Annotated in this window: 15 protein-coding genes and 1 pseudogene; 10 read left to right on the top strand and 6 right to left on the bottom strand. The window is 34.4% G+C overall.

The window, feature by feature from the left end; genetic code table 11:
- Window positions 1-849 (bottom strand): archaetidylserine decarboxylase, encoded by an 849-nt coding sequence (gene asd, locus H3T80_RS04910; protein ID WP_110447522.1) that lies wholly within the window; start codon window positions 847-849, stop codon window positions 1-3.
- A gap of 210 nt (window positions 850-1,059) precedes the next feature.
- Between asd and rhaB the strand changes: the two genes are divergently transcribed.
- The 6 genes and pseudogenes from rhaB to rhaM all read left to right on the top strand — a co-directional run bounded on the left by rhaB (window position 1,060) and on the right by rhaM (window position 7,203).
- On the top strand, window positions 1,060-2,484 hold the full coding sequence (rhaB, locus tag H3T80_RS04905; RefSeq protein WP_198200381.1) for a rhamnulokinase: 1,425 nt from the start codon (window positions 1,060-1,062) through the stop codon (window positions 2,482-2,484).
- 10 nt (window positions 2,485-2,494) lie between these two features.
- The gene (locus H3T80_RS04900; protein WP_198200379.1) at window positions 2,495-3,748 is read left to right on the top strand and encodes an L-rhamnose isomerase; all 1,254 of its coding nucleotides are present in this window, start codon (window positions 2,495-2,497) and stop codon (window positions 3,746-3,748) included.
- Window positions 3,749-3,758: 10 nt separating this feature from the next.
- On the top strand, window positions 3,759-4,592 hold the full coding sequence (rhaD, locus tag H3T80_RS04895; protein ID WP_065651826.1) for a rhamnulose-1-phosphate aldolase: 834 nt from the start codon (window positions 3,759-3,761) through the stop codon (window positions 4,590-4,592).
- A 21-nt stretch (window positions 4,593-4,613) separates the two neighbouring features.
- Window positions 4,614-5,648, top strand: a complete 1,035-nt coding sequence (gene rhaT, locus H3T80_RS04890; RefSeq protein WP_198200377.1) for an L-rhamnose/proton symporter RhaT — start codon at window positions 4,614-4,616, stop codon at window positions 5,646-5,648.
- Between the two features lie 16 nt (window positions 5,649-5,664).
- Window positions 5,665-6,820, top strand: a pseudogene (fucO, locus tag H3T80_RS04885) (lactaldehyde reductase).
- 68 nt (window positions 6,821-6,888) lie between these two features.
- A complete protein-coding gene (gene rhaM, locus H3T80_RS04880; RefSeq protein WP_198200374.1) occupies window positions 6,889-7,203 on the top strand; it encodes an L-rhamnose mutarotase in 315 nt (104 codons plus the stop codon).
- A 70-nt stretch (window positions 7,204-7,273) separates the two neighbouring features.
- Here rhaM and H3T80_RS04875 read toward each other — a convergent pair whose 3' ends face one another.
- From H3T80_RS04875 to H3T80_RS04865, 3 genes are all read right to left on the bottom strand, one after another.
- Window positions 7,274-8,119, bottom strand: a complete 846-nt coding sequence (locus H3T80_RS04875; RefSeq protein WP_110447529.1) for a helix-turn-helix domain-containing protein — start codon at window positions 8,117-8,119, stop codon at window positions 7,274-7,276.
- 17 nt (window positions 8,120-8,136) lie between these two features.
- Window positions 8,137-8,955 (bottom strand): HTH-type transcriptional activator RhaS, encoded by an 819-nt coding sequence (gene rhaS / locus H3T80_RS04870; RefSeq protein ID WP_198200369.1) that lies wholly within the window; start codon window positions 8,953-8,955, stop codon window positions 8,137-8,139.
- An 872-nt stretch (window positions 8,956-9,827) separates the two neighbouring features.
- Window positions 9,828-11,246 (bottom strand): sodium:proton antiporter, encoded by a 1,419-nt coding sequence (locus H3T80_RS04865; RefSeq protein ID WP_198200367.1) that lies wholly within the window; start codon window positions 11,244-11,246, stop codon window positions 9,828-9,830.
- A 203-nt stretch (window positions 11,247-11,449) separates the two neighbouring features.
- Between H3T80_RS04865 and rlmF the strand changes: the two genes are divergently transcribed.
- The 3 genes from rlmF to H3T80_RS04850 all read left to right on the top strand — a co-directional run bounded on the left by rlmF (window position 11,450) and on the right by H3T80_RS04850 (window position 14,196).
- Window positions 11,450-12,409, top strand: a complete 960-nt coding sequence (gene rlmF / locus H3T80_RS04860; RefSeq protein WP_198200365.1) for a 23S rRNA (adenine(1618)-N(6))-methyltransferase RlmF — start codon at window positions 11,450-11,452, stop codon at window positions 12,407-12,409.
- Between the two features lie 406 nt (window positions 12,410-12,815).
- Complete coding sequence (locus H3T80_RS04855; RefSeq protein WP_181414642.1) at window positions 12,816-13,604, top strand: siderophore-interacting protein; 789 nt, start codon at window positions 12,816-12,818, stop codon at window positions 13,602-13,604.
- A gap of 16 nt (window positions 13,605-13,620) precedes the next feature.
- The gene (locus tag H3T80_RS04850) at window positions 13,621-14,196 is read left to right on the top strand and encodes an ACP phosphodiesterase (RefSeq protein ID WP_198200356.1); all 576 of its coding nucleotides are present in this window, start codon (window positions 13,621-13,623) and stop codon (window positions 14,194-14,196) included.
- A gap of 74 nt (window positions 14,197-14,270) precedes the next feature.
- Here the strand turns inward: H3T80_RS04850 and H3T80_RS04845 are convergent, their stop codons facing one another.
- Both H3T80_RS04845 and ilvY read right to left on the bottom strand, forming a co-directional pair.
- Window positions 14,271-16,322 carry a 3-hydroxybutyrate oligomer hydrolase family protein gene (locus tag H3T80_RS04845; protein ID WP_198200355.1) on the bottom strand — a complete coding sequence of 684 codons (2,052 nt, stop codon included), beginning with the start codon at window positions 16,320-16,322 and terminating at the stop codon, window positions 14,271-14,273.
- A 63-nt stretch (window positions 16,323-16,385) separates the two neighbouring features.
- The gene (ilvY, locus tag H3T80_RS04840) at window positions 16,386-17,288 is read right to left on the bottom strand and encodes an HTH-type transcriptional activator IlvY (RefSeq protein WP_110447536.1); all 903 of its coding nucleotides are present in this window, start codon (window positions 17,286-17,288) and stop codon (window positions 16,386-16,388) included.
- Between the two features lie 199 nt (window positions 17,289-17,487).
- Between ilvY and prfC the strand changes: the two genes are divergently transcribed.
- Window positions 17,488-19,080, top strand: a complete 1,593-nt coding sequence (gene prfC, locus H3T80_RS04835; RefSeq protein ID WP_198200353.1) for a peptide chain release factor 3 — start codon at window positions 17,488-17,490, stop codon at window positions 19,078-19,080.
- Window positions 19,081-19,205: the final 125 nt, after the last annotated feature.

Raw genomic sequence — 19,205 nt, 5'->3', positions numbered from 1 at the left:
TTAGATCCTTTCTGCTAGTTTTTGACCTACTCGGGTAATATCACCATGTTTTAGATGGCTATCAAATTCAACAGCGTTGGAGGCAAATAAGGTGATAACGGTTGAGCCTAATTTAAAGCATCCCATATCTTGGCCTTTTGCTAATTTAACTTCACCAGCATAAGTCCAACGTTTCATCACTCCATCACGAGGTGGTGTAATTATACCAGCCCAATTTAATTCAATACTACCAACGATAGTCGCGCCTACCATAATTTGAGCCATTGGTCCAAATTCGGTTTCAAATAAACAAATTACTCGTTCATTTCGGGCAAAAATATTTGGAATGGTTTCAGTTGTTGCTTTGTTAACTGAAAACAGAGAGCCTGGTACATAAATCATTTCACGTAATATACCATCACAAGGCATATGAAAACGATGATAGTTTTTAGGTGATAAATAAGTGGTAGCAAAAGAGCCATTTTTAAAAAACTTTATCATATCCGGATGACAAGCAAGTAAAGATTCTAATGAGTAAAAATGGCCTTTAGCTTGTAATAATAAATTATCTTGAATATTACCGAATTGACTAATTACACCATCTGCTGGCATGACAATTGAACTTGCCGCAGGATCAATAGGTCTCGCATCTTCATTGAGTTCACGAGCAAAAAAATCGTTAAATGTTGGATAATCTTTAGCATCAGTTAACTTCGCTTCACTTAGATCAATTTTGTATAGCTTACAAAAACCAATAATCATCCATGTTGTGACTTTTCCTAAACGTTTGTTGGCTAACCAACCAAATATAACTGTTAATAACTGTTTAGGTAAAAGATACTGAATTATTGCTTTTAATTGATTTAACATAAATAGCTCTCAATTTATTTACTAAATGAACCATTATATCAATATTTATTATGAAAGTATAAAAACACCACCTTTGTTCTTATTTTGTGGTACAGATCACAAGCATTTTAAAAATTTTGCCAAACTTATTCAACAATGGCCATCGATTAAAAGTGTAAATCAAAATAGTTCACTAGACTGTCTTCATTAGTAAAAGTGAGGGTAGTTATAATGGCAAATAGATATATTGCTGCAATCGATCTAGGCGCATCAAGTGGCAGAGTCATGTTGTCGAGTTATCGATCTCAAACAGGAAAATTAACGCTAACTGAGATACATCGATTTAGTAATGGATATAAAAGTGATGGTAAAAATTTTTGTTGGGATTTGACGTACTTAGAACAAGAAATCATAACCGGATTAAACAAAATTATCCAACAAGATATCAAACTCGATAGTATCGGTATTGATACATGGGGGGTTGATTATGTGTTGCTTGATAAACAAGGTCAAATTGTCGGCCCTACTTACTCTTATCGAGATCATCGTACTGACAACATTATGTCAAAAGTACAAGATGACATTGGTCTAGAAAATATTTATCAAAAAACGGGAATTCAGTTTTTAACCTTTAACACACTTTATCAACTTAGGGCAATGATGCTTGAATCACCAGAATGGTTATCACGAGTAACTGATTTTGTCATGATTCCTGATTATCTGATTTACCGATTAACCGGTGTATTAAATCGAGAATATACCAATGCAACCACCACACAACTTGTCAATGTGACGACTCAAGATTGGGATAAAGATTTACTTGATTATCTTGGTATACCACGTAAATGGTTTGGTGATATCAGTAAGCCTGGAAATCAAGTTGGATATTGGAAAAGTGCCAAGGGTGATCATATCCCTGTAATTGCAGTCGCAAGTCATGATACTGCTAGTGCGGTTATTGCTGCACCAATCATCAATTTACATAGTGCTTATTTATGTTCGGGTACTTGGTCATTAATGGGATTAGAATCAAAACAACCACTGATAAGCAAACAAGCATTAAAAGCCAATATAACCAATGAAGGTGGTGTAGATGGTAATTATCGAGTATTAAAAAACATCATGGGATTATGGTTATTTCAACGGGTTTGTGCTGAAAATAACGTTAAAGATATTATTGAATTAATCGCATCGGCAAAACAAGAACAACCTTTTACGTTTCTTATAAATCCCAATGATCCACGGTTTTTAAATCCGGACTCCATGACAGAAACCATTAAACAGGTTTGTTTAGAAAACAGTGGTCAAACGCCTAAAAACCTCGCTCAATTAGTCAGATGTATTTTTGACAGCCTAGCTTATTTATATCGAGATGTATTACACGAATTATCGACACTGAGTGGTAATCCCATTAAGACATTACACATTGTCGGTGGAGGTTGTCAAAATGCTTTTTTAAACCAGTTATGTGCTGACTTATGCAATGTTAATGTCACCGCTGGACCTATTGAATCTTCGGCATTAGGAAATGTTGGCTATCAGTTAATTTCATTAGGTGAAATTGCGGATATTGATGCATTAAGACAGTTAATTTCACAGAATTTTGACACCAAATTTTATCAACCAAATTGTATTGAAAATTTTTATATTAATTAAGGAGTATTACATGAGCACAATTGAAAATGCTTATCAGATCGCTAAAGCAAGATTTGCTGAAATTGGGGTAGATACAGATGCTGCATTAGTAGCAATGGCAAAATTACCGATTTCAGTTCATTGCTGGCAAGGAGATGATGTTGGTGGTTTTGAAAAGCAAGAAGGTGAATTAACTGGTGGTATTCAAGCAACTGGTAATTATCCAGGTAAGGCTCGTACAGCTGATGAATTAAGAGCAGATTTAGATAAAGCCTTTAGCCTTATACCAGGCCCTAAACGACTAAATCTACATGCTTCTTATTTAGAATCAGATCAAAAAGTCGATCGTAATGAAGTTAAACCGGAACACTTTGCCAATTGGGTCAAATGGGCTAAAAAACATCAAATTGGTTTAGATTTTAATCCAACTTATTTTTCACATCCTTTAAGTAATGAAGGCACACTAACCCATGTTAATCCAGAAATTCGTCAATTTTGGATAGAACACGGCAAAGCATGTCGTAAAGTATCAGAATATTTTGGTAAAGAATTAGGCACACCTTCTGTTATGAATATCTGGCTACCTGATGGTATGAAAGATATTACTGTCGACAAATTTAGTCCTAGACAACATTTAGTTGAATCATTGGATGAAATTATTCGTGAAAGAATTGACCCAAAATATCATATTGATGCGGTTGAAAGTAAATTGTTTGGTATTGGTCTCGAATCTTATACCGCTGGTTCAAATGAATTTTATTTAGCTTATGCGACATCACGTAAAACTGCATTATGTTTAGACGCTGGGCATTTCCATCCAACGGAAGTGATTTCCGACAAAATTTCTGCCATTATGCCATTTGTTGAACATCTATTACTTCATGTTAGCCGCCCTGTACGTTGGGATAGTGATCACGTGGTACTTTTCGATGATGAAACGCAAAATATTGCAAGTGAAATCATCCGAAACAAACTATTTGACCGTGTGCATATTGGTCTAGATTTCTTTGACGCTTCTATTAACCGTATTGCAGCATGGGTAATTGGTACTCGTAATATGAAAAAATGCTTATTGAAAGCATTATTAGAACCAACAGAAAGATTAAAAAAATATGAACATGATCGTGATTTTACCTCACGACTCGCATTACTAGAAGAACAAAAATCATTACCTTGGCAAGCAGTTTGGGATCAGTACTGTTTATTAAATGAAGTTCCAGTTGGTGGTCAATGGCTAGATGAGGTTCGTCAATATGAAACAACTGTCTTAACTAAACGATCTTAAGGAACATAAAATGCAACAGATTCTTTCTTCTTGGTTTGTAAAAGGAATGATCAAAGCCACTTACGATATGTGGCTTAAAGGTTGGGATGAGCGTAATGGTGGTAATGTCAGTTTAAGATTACTTGAAAGTGATGTCATCTCTTTTCAAAATGATTTTTATGAAAAACCACGTCATGTATCTTTGACGCAAGATGTCACTAAACTTGCTAACCAGTACTTTATTGTCACTGGTTCCGGTAAGTATTTCCGCAATGTCATATTAGATCCTGCTGATACGTTAGCTATTGTTAAAATCGATGAACAGGGCAAAGGTTATTACATTATGTGGGGATTGATAAATGGTGGTTTACCGACTTCTGAGCTAGCTGCTCATCTTCAATCTCATATTGTAAGAATTGAGCAAAGCCAAGGAAAAGATAGAGTCATCATGCACTGTCATGCAACTAATTTAATTGCTTTAACATATGTCCTAGAGCTTGATACTGCGGTAATAACCAGATGGCTGTGGGAAATGAGCACTGAATGTTTAGTTGTATTTCCGGATGGTGTAGGTGTGGTGCCTTGGATGGTTCCGGGTAAAGACGAGATTGGTTATGCCACTGCAAAACAGATGGCAAAACATAGTTTAGTTTTATGGGCTTTTCACGGTGTATTTGGAACAGGTCCAACCTTAGATGAAGCTTTTGGCTTAATTGATACAGCTGAAAAATCGGCAGAAGTTTTAGTCAAAGTGTTATCAATGGGAGGAAAACGTCAAACTATCACCTCGGAAGAGTTCAGATTGTTAGCTGAGCGTTTTGGTGTCACTCCAATGGAAGATGCTATAAACAGTAAAAATTGCTAATAAAAATATAAGGATAAGGATATGGGTAGTTCAATTATTTTAGGCATATTCTGGCACTTTGTTGGTGCTGCTTCTGCTGCTTGTTTTTACGCACCACTTAAAAAAGTAAAAAACTGGTCATGGGAAACCATGTGGTCAATCGCAGGGGTATTTTCTTGGATTATATTACCATGGTCAATAAGTTATTTTTTATTACCAGACTTTTGGGCTTATTATGGTTCGTTTGGTTCAGACATATTAATTCCGGTCTTCTTATTCGGCGCAATGTGGGGAGTCGGTAACATTGGTTATGGCTTAACAATGCGTTATTTAGGTATGTCGATGGGAATAGGTATTGCTATTGGGATAACCTTAATCGTCGGCACTCTCATGACTCCAATATTACAAGGTAAATTTGGTGAATTATTGGCCTCGACAGGCGGTAAAATGACATTATTAGGCGTAGTCGTTGCTGTTATTGGGGTTGCTATAGTAACTTACGCTGGCTTATTGAAAGAAAAAACGTTAGGTGTACAAGTTGAAGATTTTAACTTAAAGAAAGGTCTTCTTCTTGCCATCATGTGTGGTATTTTCTCGGCTGGTATGTCATTTGCTATGAGCGCAGCAGTACCTATGCATGAAAAAGCGGCTGAGCTTGGTGTGGATCATTTATACGTGGCACTTCCAAGTTATGTCATTATCATGGGTGGGGGGGCAATTATTAATCTCGGTTTCTGTATAAGTCGACTCTGCGTTAAAAAAGACTTATCCTTCAAAAAGGATATCTCTGTTGCCAAAGCCTTATTAATTAGCAATATTCTTTTTGCTATCTTAGGTGGTGCAATGTGGTATCTCCAATTCTTCTTCTATGCTTGGGGGCATGCAAATATTCCAACAGAATATGGCTTTATGAGTTGGATGTTACATATGAGTTTCTATGTACTTTGTGGTGGGATTGTTGGTTTAGCACTAAAAGAGTGGTTTGGTACCGGTAAAAAACCAGTACGTATTCTTTGTATTGGTTGTTTAGTAATCATTGTTGCTGCCAATATTGTTGGTTTAGGAATGACTAGTTAATTAAAAGGAAAACATTATGGCTTATAGAATGATTTTAAATGAAACATCTTATTTTGGTGCAGGCTCAATCAGTCAAATCGTAGATGAAGTTAAAAAACGTGGTTTTAAAAAAGCGTTAGTAGTTACGGATAAAGATCTAATCAAATTCAAAGTAGCAACTAAAGTAACACAATTACTAGATAACAATGGTTTTTCTTATCAAGTATTTGATGAAGTTATGCCAAATCCAACCATTAGTATTGTTCAAAAAGGAGTTGAAGTTTTCAAACAATCTGGTGCAGATTATTTGATTGCGATTGGTGGGGGGTCCCCCCCAAGATACCGCAAAAGCTATCGGTATTATCATCAATAATCCAGAATTTGCGGATGTTCGTAGTCTTGAAGGCGTTGCGCCAACTAAAAAACCAGCAGTACCTACGATCGCAATTCCTACGACAGCAGGTACAGCTGCTGAAGTGACCATTAATTACGTAATCACAGATGAAGAAAATAAACGCAAATTTGTCTGTGTTGATCCACACGATATTCCGGCTGTTGCAATTATTGATTCAGATATGATGACAAGTATGCCTGCTAGTTTAAAAGCAGCAACTGGTGTTGATGCCTTAACTCACGCGATTGAAGGTTATATAACTAAAGGGGCGTGGGAATTATCAGACATGTTCCACTTGAAAGCGATTGAAGTTATTTCTCGCTCATTACGTGACTCGGTAAGCGGGATCGCTAAAGGTAGTGAAGACATGGCATTAGGACAATATATTGCTGGAATGGGTTTTTCAAATGTGGGCTTAGGATTAGTTCATGGAATGGCACATCCATTAGGAGCTTTTTATGGTACGCCTCATGGTGTGGCTAATGCCGTCCTTTTACCTCATATAATGGCTTACAATGCTGAATTTACTGGTGAGAAATATCGCGATATCGCCAAAGCAATGGGAGTCGCTTTGACGGAAAACATGACAATCGAACAAGTGAGAAAAGCTGCTGTTAATGCAGTTAAACAACTTAACATTGATGTCGGTATTCCTGCAACATTAAAAGAGATCGGTGTAAAATTAAATGATATTCCTGCGCTAGCCCAAGCTGCTTTTGATGATGTTTGTACCGGAGGTAATCCTCGCGATACTAACGTTAGAGAAATTGAGCAATTATATCATTCTATTTACCAATAAAAATGACACAATGAAAGTGAAATAGGTTAAACATAAAGTTAACCTATTTCAAGTAAAAAGGAATTATTATGATAAGAAAAGCGAGTATTATGCAGGTTCATCCTGATAAACATGCAGAGTATAAGAAGCGGCATGATGAAATATTTCCTGACTTAGTGAAAGAACTTAAATCACATGGAGCTCACAATTACTCAATCTTTTTAGACAGCAAAAGAAATCTACTTTTTGCCTATATCGAAATTGAATCTGAGGAACGTTGGGACGCTGTAGCTAAAACAGCTGCTTGTCAAAAATGGTGGGCATTTATGAAAGATATCATGCCAAGCAATTCTGATAATAGCCCGATTAGTGAATCATTAACTGAAGTTTTTTATTTATTATAAAATATTCCTCTCTTTAATACACATCAAAGAGAGGAAACTAAATATATAATCATTTCTACACACTCAATTATCACTTCTTATCGTTAAATAGGGCTCGATATTCGGAAGGAGTCTGATTGGTCAGCTTTTTAAACACAGATGAAAAATAGTTACTATCATCATAACCACATTCTGCCGCAATCATACTAATCGAATAATCAGTAGTTCTAAGTAAAGACATTGCATCACATAGACGTCTTTTTTGTAAGTAGCCAGTAATAGTCATCCCTGTTTGACTTTTAAATAAGCGACTAAGTGAACGGCTTGCGATATGATTGTCTTTGCAAAAAACATCAATATTAAATGGGGTTGCAATACTGTTATGAAGAGCAGTGAACAATAAATCCAATTGATGAGTAGCAGTAGGTAGAGCTACCGTAGGAACTTGTTTAATCCGGTCTAACAAAATAACCAACTGCAAAAAAAGAGCCTCAGATAAATGAACGGAGGCTAAATTGTTTTTCTTAGACTCAACATCTAACTGTTCAATAAGTGGTGATAAAAGTTTAAGGGATGAAGGTTGAATACGCCAAGACCGTTCATTATGTCTAGCAGTCACTTTAGGTAAATAAGACTCAATAGTGGATGATAAAAATAGTGATTCTCTCAAATATAAAATATTATCCAATCTAAGGTCATTAACAGATTCATAGCCATGCACATCTTTCGGATTAATATATAAAATATCACCACTGGTAATCGGATAAACATATTCATTCCAATGATGTAGCCCATTACCAGAACAGACAATCACAATTTCATTAAAATCGTGGTTATGCAAAGGAAAGGGTTGTTGATGATCACGTCTTTCGACAGTAACAGTATTTATCTCCGAAATAAAATAGTCTTGTTTATATAAACGTAAACATTTTTCCATAGACTGTTCCTGATTGATTAATGATAACGTTTATCTGGATTATTACGTAATGTTTGTGGCGAAAACGTAAATTCTTGTTTAAAACAGGTTGAAAAATAAGCACTATCATTAAAACCACATTCTTGTGCAATAGTTGTGATGGATTTATTGCTGTAAATTAACTGTGTGTAAGCATTAGCCAACCGTAGTTTTATTAGATATTTTTGTGGTGTGATACCAATTTCATTCTTTATATGTCGATGAAAAGAGCGTAATGATAATGAAAATTGCTCAGTTAATTGTGCCCAATTAATTTGCTCCTTAAAATTGATTTGTAACCAACGTAGAAGTTGTTTAACGCGATTATCATAGGAACCAGAACCCTGATTAACATAAAGATTATTATTAAAAATCAAAAGTAATTGTAAAAATAAACTCTCCTGAATAGCATTTGATTGATTTGGCGTTAATTGCTTAATAATCGATTGAATATTTTCATAAGATTTTTTATCAAAAAAGTAATGCGATTGAATTGGATCAGGATTTGGAATTAATTGATTTATTCCATTGATAAAATGAAAATTTTTAGGATCTCTAAACAAAATATTGGTCAAATGCAAATCATGAACGCTCTCGTACAAATGACAGTCGGAAGCCTTAATATAAAACATCATGCCTGGATACAAATCAAAAAGTCGCCCATTCAATATGTGTTTACCGTATCCACTAGTTACAATAACGATCTCATTGAAATTATGGGTATGTTCAGGATAGACGGGTTGAGGTGTTCGAGGCTCAATGGTGATATTTTGATCGCTAGACGAGAAAAAATCTTTATCAAGTAACATTTCAATCATTCTGAACCTCACTTCTTTTTAAAACTTACAACCACATTCTAAAAAGTAAATCGAAATCTCACCTTTAATATTTGGACAGCTAACATAATATTTTGGCTATAAATTATAGCTATGCATGACTTTTTATTAAAAATGTGCGAAGCTTCACATTTTTAAAATTTTTCCGTTTAAAAGTTCATCAGAACGCGATTGAATACCAAGCAGTTGAAGTTTTTTTATAGAATAAAAATTCTAAAATTTTTATTTGTTTCGATAACGTTAGTTATGATATTTATTGTTTGCTATAAATTGATTTATAGTAAAAATAAAAAATATATATGGTGATATTAATTATTTTTCTGACTTGGTGAGGGTGTTTTTTATACAAAATAGCAGAGCATTTTTAATTATCATCAAAAATTTCAGGTATATCTGTTTCTTTCAAAATTCAAAAAAATAATTAACCGTGAACTAAAAAACTACTCCAGTTAGTTTGACTTATTATGGAGGTGCTCATTTTTTTAGTTATAGTTTATAGAGCGATGATAGCAAAGATAATAAAAGAGAAAAATATCACTTGTGCAACACTTAAGGGAAGCCAACAGAAAGAGCGGTTGAATGTTAGCCTATCATAGTTACCTACACAAATTCATTGATGTTGCAATTGAAATTTATCTTAATTATTCATAACGAACAATGGAACATTTTACCACTGGGAGAAAATGCGGCCAAAGTTATAGGATACGCCAAATAGTTAACCATAATGATTCAACCGTTGGTTGGCTATCAGGAATTTTCATTTAGTACATCACTTCACTTCTGAAAAAGTTTACCGATACAGTATTGCTTAATTACAGCCTCAATTAAAGAATTTTATATTCATCTTATTTTAGCTAACACAATACAAAAAATACCAAATTATCAATAATAAATATTGGAATTAAAATCCCTATTGACCATTTCATATAGCCAAAAAAGCTTGGCATATTAATTTTATGTTGTGTGGCAATACTTTTAACCATAAAGTTAGGTGCATTACCAATGTAACTTAATGCGCCCATAAATACAGAACCCATTGAAATTGCCAATAGTGTGTCTGCATAAGTGGTCATTAATGTAGTTGCATTACCCGAAGCTAAATTAAAAAACACCAGATAAGTTGGTGCATTATCTAAAAATCCTGACAATGATCCCGATAACCAAAAATACATACTGTTTATTGGTGTGGCTTGTTCACTGGTGACCAATGATACTACAGAACTCAAAGCACCGTCATTGCCGGCACGCAAAATTGCCAGAACGGGCACTATAGTAATAAAGATACCAATAAACAATTTGGCAACTTCTTTGATTGGATCCCAATTAAATTCATTGCCAGCTCGTACTTGCTTTGGCGTGATCAGTATTGAAAGAATCGTTATAGCAATAAAAAGGCCATCACGAACTAGATTTTCTAATTCAATTTGCGATCCTAATAGCGTGAAGTTTATCGCTGGATGCCAAATGCCAGATAAAAGCACACTAGCAATTATCGCCATTAGCAAGCCGATATTTTTTAGACCGTATAATTTAACTGCTTCTGAACTATGGGAAAGAGTAATATTGCCATATTGCTTACAATAATAATATCTATCGATAACATAATAAATGATGAGTAATAAACCTGATGTCAAAATAACTGGCAATAACATTTGTTTAACAGTCCAGAAAAAATCCACTCCTTTTAAAAAACCAATAAATAATGGTGGATCACCTAACGGCGTCAAACCACCACCAATATTGGCGACTAAAAAGATAAAGAAAATTACTGTGTGGACTGAATGGTGTCGTTGCCGATTAGCTCGCAGTATTGGCCGAATCATTAACATAGCTGCGCCAGTTGTTCCCATAATTGAAGCTAATACCACTCCAATGGCTAATAAAAGAACATTTGATTTTGGCGTGCTTATTTTATCACTTTTGATAAGAATACCACCAGAAACAGTGAACAATGCCAAAAGTAATAATATAAAGGGGATATACTCTTCAATAATGGCATGAGCTGTTAATTGAATTGTGGTAAATAAACCAAAAGAAAATAACGCAGAGCCTAGAAATAGTAACGACCAAACCAGAACAATTTTGCCATAATGATGATGCCACAGCCGTGCTAGAAATAATGGGCATAATGCGATAGAAAGCAAAATTCCAACAAATGGGATAGCCCAAAATAACGATAACTCCTGCCCATTAAACTCGCTTGCATGCAGTTGAAAAGAGATTAGCATTAAACTAATAAATGGTATTATTGATAATTTGGATAGACGTTTCATTGCGTTATTATGTGAATTAAAAGTGGCAGATTATAACAAATCCACAGTTAATTTTCGAATTAGTTACACTTAAATAAATTTTAGTTTAACAGTAATAAAAAATTTGAGGAAAGGGGTTTTTACTATCTAAAAGCTTTGGCTATTTTCGCATATTTGTGTAAAAAGACTATAATAATCGGCAATTTTTTCATATTGGATTATTCATGCAGACAACATCGCCAACAATTAACAAAGATGTTTTACATCATCGTAATAAGCATATTAATGGCTACCCATTTGATTTACTTATTAAAACTTTACCAGCATTATCTAACTTTGTTAAACCTAACCAATATGGTCGGGTAACGATTGATTTTTCTAATCCTGTTGCCGTGAAGATGCTAAATAAAGCACTTTTATTACACTATTATCAACTCTCTTATTGGGATATTCCAGACGATTACCTATGCCCTCCAATTCCAGGGCGAGCAGATTATATCCACTATTTGGCTGATTTATTAGCGCAAGATAATCAGAATAAGATCCCTATGGGTAAGAGAATTAGCATTTTAGATATTGGGGTTGGTGCAAATGCCATTTATCCGATTATTGGCTGTGCTGAGTATGGTTGGTCATTTGTTGGTAGTGATATCAATCCAACATCAATCAAGGTTGCGTCGTTAATAAAAAAATCTAATGAACTATTAAAAAATAGCCTACAATGTCGTTTACAACCCAACAGAGAGGCTATTTTGGCAAATATCATTAAACCGAAAGAATTTTACCTAGCAACTTTATGCAATCCTCCTTTTCATAATTCAAAGCAACAGGCTCAAGCGAGTGCTCATACAAAACTACAAAAATTGGGTAAATTAAGTTCAGAAAAAGATCAAGTTGTGCTTAATTTTGGTGGACAACATGCTGAACTTTGGTGCAAAGGAGGAGAAAGTGCATTTATAACCAAAATAATTGCCGAAAGTGTTAACTATAAAACACAATGCCTATGGTTTACTTCGTTGGTTTCGAAAAAAGAATCACTGACAAACATAAAAAAACAGTTAAAAAAATCATCTGTAACTGAATACAAAATTATCCCTATGGCTCAAGGTCAAAAAATAAGCCGTTTTGTTGCGTGGACGTTTTTTGATCGAGAACAACGACAAAAGCAGATCAAAAAATTTTGAGGAAAGGGGTTTTTATGTAATAGCTTAATAACGATATCGTTAATTAACTATAAATTAACTTACACTTCCATAGTCAAAATTAATAGTATTAGATATTTTTTGAGAATATTAAGTTCTATATGATATTTATCTCACTGAAGGCCGATATAATAATTTTGAGTTTTAGCAGTATTATTCTTATTTAGTGATTCTGGTTTTTGAATTCTGTTTAGATTAACGAAAATTAGTTTAATGATCTGTATTATCTAATCTATTAATCATATTTAATCTTTAACTTTACTTCCTTAATTCTGACAATAAACGATATTAATTATTTTGATTATTTTCTTATTTAAAAAATATCCTAATCTAATCTATTTTTTGTTGTATGATGTTTCTGTTATATCAGCAATATAAGGATCATCACATGCAAGAGAAACCAAGAAAAGCAATTATTAATGCGCTATTAACAGTTATCAAAGTTGAACAGTTATCCCGTAGTTTTTTACGTTTGCATTTTAGCTGTGATAAACCATTGATGGTCAATCCGCGTTGGATTTGTCCTCATTTAAAATTACTCTTTGCAGATCCTTTGACTGGTGAAATTACTTTTCCGCAATTAGATGAAAATAATAAAATCATGGTCAGTGATCGAATTCGCCAGTTAGCACGTAGTTACAGTATTCGTGGTTATGATGAATCCACTAATCAACTAATAATTGATTTTGCTATTCATTCTCAAGGATTAGCGACGGTTTGGGCTCAAAAGGCCAAAATAGGTGATCAAGTTGGTATTGTAGGTACTGCTGGTAAATTAGAATTTGATAATCAATTTTTAGTTTTGATGGGCGATATTTCTGCAGTGCCGAGTATCTGTTATACGCTTGAAAATTTGCCTAGTTCTCAAACAGCATTAGCTTTTATTGAAGTTAATCACAAAACGGATATTGTTGACCTACCAATCAACAAAAATGTAAAAGTTCAATGGTTTGTTAAGGATTTAAATGCTCCTAATCAATTAGTTGACGCGGTGATGAACATCAATTTTAGTGATCAAGATAATATATTGTTTTGGGGGGGAATGGAAAGATCATTGGCACAACAATTACGTCATTCAATCAAAGATAAATATCCCAATTTAGAACCTAATGCTATTCAAATCACCAGTTATTGGCGAGAGGGATTTGCGGAAGGAGAATTTAAACATCGTGATTGATTGTTGGTAGAACGTTGTGAATATTCTCGCGCATTTACATTTAGCAACAATTGCCAATAGCTCGCTAATTGGCAATACTGTTGCTGATTTTGTAAAAGGTGATCCTTATCAGCAATTTCCAACTGAGATAGCTGATGGTATTATGTTGCACCGAAAAATTGATAGCTTTACTGATAGTTTTCCTACTGTTAAACAAGCAAAATTGTTATTTCGAAATAGTCATCAACGTGTTGCTCCAATAACGCTTGATATTGTTTGGGATCATTTTTTATCAAAGTATTGGCGTGATTTTGGTTCAAGTCAAACTTTATCATCATTTAATATTATGACTAAAAGGTATATCCAACCTTATATCACTAATTATCCTACAGATTATCAACATTTTATGAATGCGATGTGGCAAGAATCATGGTTAGAAAATTACGCATCAATAGATTTTATTGCGAAAGTATTAAAAGGTATGGCTCAGCGAAGACCAAAACTTTATTTATTGCAAGAAACCATTATTGATATTAAACAAAACTATAGCGCATTAGAATCACATTTTTTTGATTTATATCCGAAAATATGTTCAGGTATAAAATCGGTATAAGCTTATAAGATAATAGTTATCGAATAATTTAACTACATAAATTCATTCGATAACCATTAAAGAATTGAATAGTTTTATTTAGGTAAACTGATTTTTCTATCTTCAATCATAATCAAGTTACTGCTATCCGGTTTTTGGGCTATTGGTACCAAGTTTTCAAGTGTTGCTTGCGGAGCTTGGCTAATGCTGCCACCTCTTGGCTTAGTACGAATTACCTGACTTTCAGGTAATGTAGTATTGTTAGTTAGATTGGCCCATAACCATTCGATGGCATCTTCACCGTAATAGTCAATAGCTAATAGTGTGTTATCAAATGGTGATTTTCCGTCGAGATAACTAGCATTTTCAACTTCGATATAACGTAGTTGCGATTCTTTTCCTTCTACTCCGCTATTTAAAGCAACATACGGGCGAGATGTATGATTTATTAACTGTTTGACATTATTTTGGCCATGTACAATAAATGTTTTAATTTTATTTAAATTTCCGGTTGCTTGTACTTGTTTTAGTCCATCATTAACTCGTTTCTCGGTTATTTTCTCTCGTAAACAAATAGCCCCTTTAGTACCATAATCTATCTGATTTTTAATTTCAGAGCTTGAGAACCACTCTCTTCTTGGTGAATCGATATCCTTATTTGCGACAAGATCGATTGCGGTAACATCTTTATTGGCCCAAACAGGTAAATGACCATTAGATAGTGACCAGATTTCAGAGAATTTTACTTCTTTTAATGGCATTACTTCACCAAAATTATAAAGAGGATCTTGTTGCGTACTGGCAACAGAATAATCACACATGTTTTCTGTAACATCAAAGCGACCATATGAACTAATATATTGATACGGAAAAGCAATTGATTCTTTATTATAAAAATAGGGTAACTGAATTTCCATCTCTGGACGCCAACCATAACTATATAACTTTTCTAGAGCTTCTTTAGGCGTACCTTTAGTTAATAAGTTAGCCTTTTTTAGTGCATCACAGCGATTTTGCGAATAAAAATATTTTGACGCATAAGGAACATAATTGTCTGCCTTATTAGGCTCAATTGCTGGGATGGCACAAGGAATGTAAAGCGCAGCTGTAGTAGCATAATCAGGGATTGAATTATATTTGAAACTTCTTACACTAGTTCCTTCTTGTATAGTAAGTGAGGCAATCTCTGGATTGGGTTGTATTTGTGGATTAACCGCAACAATACCATTAATGGTTCCGATCTTATCTAATTCACCCGCATTCAAGGCTGCACTAGCACCATCTTCGGCACCATAGATCAATATCAATGTATTATAGCTGGTAAAGTTTCGAGTATTTGTGGCTGAAAATCTATCATTAATTTCATAAAGTGCAAATTCAATTGACTGTAAAACATATTTGCCCCAATTATGTTCAGGGTTCTGTTTTGAGTGTAACTGTTTAACAGCATATCTATTGGGGTAATTTTTTATAAAATTTTCTCTATTTTTGATCTTAGGATTAAATAATAGATTATCTTTTGCAATTTTTCCTTCTATAGTAAAGCCTTGTTGACTACTAATATCATAAATACCATTGCCCAATCCTTTATCATTATAAACTACTGCACAATTGTGTTTTAATCCCCAAAGCCCGCGAATTTGTATATCTTTGGCGTTATATAAACCGTCATAATTGCTAGCTGGAATGGCAACAATACATGGTTTTTTCTTATCAAAATCAACGGGAATTTGTAATAGAACACCGACATTTCCTTCTTTAATTGTCGCTAAAATTTCGGTGCCGGCTATTTTTCCATCGAACAATGGTGACAAGTTTTGCTGTCTAAATCCAAATAATTGACCTTCACCGGTTTTTGTATCAATAAAGCGATTTAATTTAGCTTGACGGAGCTCACGAGTTGTTGGATTATCAGGATCAGCAAATTTGAATTTTTGTATCATTGATGATAAAGGTGTAAAACCAATGCCGGCTGTAACTAAATCGTCGCTATCTCCATCATAGTAGTTTGAACTGTGAATAGTAATCCATTGTGGTTTTGGATTGTAGGGATTATTTTGATCAGTATAGCCAATATTTGGAATTGCAAGTATTGGTAAAAATAGTAATGATGTTAAAGTTTTTATATTTTTGATTATCAAAGTCATTACACTAACTTCCCATTTTTTAATTAACTTAGTTTTCCATATCATGGATGATAATTATATAATTTATCCGTTAGATGGTAAATTTTTGCTACCAAGAGCCCAAAAGGCTGAAATAATTTTTTCAGATAATCGCCTTTTTTGGACGCATATACCCACATCAAATGGTTCCATTAAATTGGTTGACCATTCAGTAATTCGTTCGCGAACTCTTTCTGGACTGTTTTCCATTACCACTTTTGGCAATAATGCTACACCGCATCCTAAAGCAACCATAGATACAATTGCTTCATGTCCTGCAACTGTTGCATAAATTCTAGGACTGGTAATTTTTTGTTGTTTGAACCATAAATCAATTCTTTGTCGGCTGGGGCCATGTTCTGGCAAAATGAAAGGAATATTATGCCAATCTGGCGTTTTTTGATGTAATTTATCACTAAATGAGCTATTAAGTTTAGGAATTAATAAGACCATTTCGATCTCGCCTAATTTTATAAATTCAACACCAGCCGGTAATTGTTTAGGTTTGCCTGCAATAGCGAGATCAGCCTGATTAGATTGAATTTTTTCAACTGCATCAGCAGCATCACCAGTAGATAGCTTAATTTCAACTAGTGGATAATGAATGCGGAAGCGATCTAATATATCAGGTAAATGACTATAGGCCGCCGTTACTGAGCAAAATAGGGTTAATTCGCCAACCAATTGTTGATCTGATTGATCTAACTCTTGCTTTAATTGTTGATGTAGATTTACAACTTGTAGAGCAAAACGTTTTACTTTTTCGCCTTCATGAGTAATTTGAACTTGTCGGTTGTCGCGTACAAATAATTGATGCCCAAATTGTTCCTCAAGGCGTTGGATTTGCCTTGAAAGCGTGGAAGGACTTACATGCATTGCATCAGCGCTCATGCCAAAATGGCATGTCTCACACAAATGTAAAAACAATTTTAGGTCACGAATATTCATATTAATGGTTATTTTCAGATATTTCTAATATTAAACACTATTATCAAATAGTGATTATATCACCATCAGTATTAAATGCCGCTATTATTCACAGATATATAAATAAGGCAAATAGCAAAATAGTCTTCTTCAATGGCAATATAGATGTAGACCTGTTAGAATACGCCATTATTTTTGCTTAGCTAAATTGATTAATTTTATGACAGAACAAGCTTATTTAGACGAAGTTAATGCTCGTCGTACTTTTGCTATTATCTCTCACCCGGATGCGGGTAAAACGACTATCACCGAAAAAGTATTGTTGTTTGGACAAGCGATTCAAACTGCGGGTACAGTTAAGGGGCGTGGTGCTAATGCTCAACACGCTAAATCAGATTGGATGGAAATGGAAAAACAACGTGGTATTTCCATCACCACATCGGTCATGCAATTTCCTTATAATGATTGTTTAGTTAACTTACTTGATACTCCTGGGCATGAGGACTTCTCTGAAGATACTTATCGAACGTTAACTGCTGTTGATAGTTGTTTAATGGTTATTGATGCTGCAAAAGGTGTCGAAGATAGAACACGTAAATTGATGGAAGTAACGCGTTTACGTAATACGCCAATTTTGACTTTTATGAATAAACTTGATCGTGATATACGTGACCCGATGGAGTTACTTGATGAAGTTGAAAATGAACTTAATATCATGTGTGCACCTATTACCTGGCCAATTGGTTGTGGTAAATTATTCAAAGGTGTCTATCATTTAGCGAAAGATGAGACCTATCTTTATCAAACAGGTAAAGGCCATACTATTCAAGAAGTTCGTATTATCAAAGGATTAGATAATCCAGAACTCGATACCACAATTGGCGATGATTTAGCACAGCAACTTCGTGATGAGCTTGAATTAGTACAAGGTGCATCAAATGAGTTTGATCTGGAAGCTTTTCTATCTGGTGATTTAACTCCAGTATTTTTTGGTACTGCATTAGGAAATTTTGGTGTTGATCATATGCTTGATGGGTTGACTGCTTGGGCTCCGACGCCTCAACCTCGCCAGACCGATAAACGAGAGGTTGCAGCTACTGAAGAAAAATTTACTGGTTTTGTATTTAAGATCCAAGCCAATATGGATCCTAAACATCGTGACCGAGTTGCTTTTATGCGTATTGTATCGGGTAAATACGAGAAAGGTATGAAGTTGCGTCATGTTCGTATCGCAAAAGATGTGAATATATCTGATGCATTAACCTTTATGGCTGGTGATCGAGATCATGTTGAACAAGCTTATGCTGGTGATATTATTGGTTTACATAATCATGGCACTATACAGATTGGTGATACTTTCACTCAAGGTGAAGATCTTAAATTTACCGGTATTCCTAACTTTGCCCCTGAGCTATTTCGTCGTATTCGTTTAAAAGATCCTCTTAAACAGAAACAATTATTAAAAGGTTTAGTTCAGCTTTCGGAAGAAGGTGCAGTACAAGTATTCCGTCCAATTGCTAACAATGATTTAATTGTTGGAGCGGTAGGAGTGTTGCAATTTGACGTAGTTGTTGCGCGTTTAAAATCTGAATATAACGTAGAAGCGATTTATGAGCCAGTAAATGTAACAACGGCTCGTTGGGTTGAATGTAGTGATGCTAAGAAACTTGAAGATTTTAAACGAAAATGTGAGCAAAATTTGGCACTAGATGGTGGTGATAATCTATCTTATATTGCGCCGAGTATGGTTAATCTAAATCTGACACAAGAACGTTATCCAGATGTTGAATTTAGAAAAACACGTGAGCATTAATTAGTTACTCGGTAATTAAGATTAACAATGAGAACACTATTAATGATCTGATAATGAGGAAGGGCTATTTTTAGCCCTTTTTTATTTATTAATTTGTTGTATTTTTAATACGATAATGTTAGTTT

Origin of the sequence: Gilliamella sp. W8145 (assembly GCF_016101145.1) — a bacterium.
GTDB classification, from domain to species: domain Bacteria; phylum Pseudomonadota; class Gammaproteobacteria; order Enterobacterales; family Orbaceae; genus Gilliamella; species Gilliamella apis_A.
Note: the sequence above shows the minus strand (reverse complement) of the source record. Positions and strands in the feature narration are given on the sequence as shown.

What these genes read in the sequence shown, in the direction of transcription:
- asd (WP_110447522.1), bottom strand. Translation starts at nt 849, where the DNA reads ATGTTAAATCAATTAAAAGCAATAATTCAGTATCTTTTACCTAAACAG.
- rhaB (WP_198200381.1), top strand. Translation starts at nt 1,060, where the DNA reads ATGGCAAATAGATATATTGCTGCAATCGATCTAGGCGCATCAAGTGGC.
- H3T80_RS04900 (WP_198200379.1), top strand. Translation starts at nt 2,495, where the DNA reads ATGAGCACAATTGAAAATGCTTATCAGATCGCTAAAGCAAGATTTGCT.
- rhaD (WP_065651826.1), top strand. Translation starts at nt 3,759, where the DNA reads ATGCAACAGATTCTTTCTTCTTGGTTTGTAAAAGGAATGATCAAAGCC.
- rhaT (WP_198200377.1), top strand. Translation starts at nt 4,614, where the DNA reads ATGGGTAGTTCAATTATTTTAGGCATATTCTGGCACTTTGTTGGTGCT.
- rhaM (WP_198200374.1), top strand. Translation starts at nt 6,889, where the DNA reads ATGATAAGAAAAGCGAGTATTATGCAGGTTCATCCTGATAAACATGCA.
- H3T80_RS04875 (WP_110447529.1), bottom strand. Translation starts at nt 8,119, where the DNA reads ATGGAAAAATGTTTACGTTTATATAAACAAGACTATTTTATTTCGGAG.
- rhaS (WP_198200369.1), bottom strand. Translation starts at nt 8,955, where the DNA reads ATGATTGAAATGTTACTTGATAAAGATTTTTTCTCGTCTAGCGATCAA.
- H3T80_RS04865 (WP_198200367.1), bottom strand. Translation starts at nt 11,246, where the DNA reads ATGAAACGTCTATCCAAATTATCAATAATACCATTTATTAGTTTAATG.
- rlmF (WP_198200365.1), top strand. Translation starts at nt 11,450, where the DNA reads ATGCAGACAACATCGCCAACAATTAACAAAGATGTTTTACATCATCGT.
- H3T80_RS04855 (WP_181414642.1), top strand. Translation starts at nt 12,816, where the DNA reads ATGCAAGAGAAACCAAGAAAAGCAATTATTAATGCGCTATTAACAGTT.
- H3T80_RS04845 (WP_198200355.1), bottom strand. Translation starts at nt 16,322, where the DNA reads ATGACTTTGATAATCAAAAATATAAAAACTTTAACATCATTACTATTT.
- ilvY (WP_110447536.1), bottom strand. Translation starts at nt 17,288, where the DNA reads ATGAATATTCGTGACCTAAAATTGTTTTTACATTTGTGTGAGACATGC.
- prfC (WP_198200353.1), top strand. Translation starts at nt 17,488, where the DNA reads ATGACAGAACAAGCTTATTTAGACGAAGTTAATGCTCGTCGTACTTTT.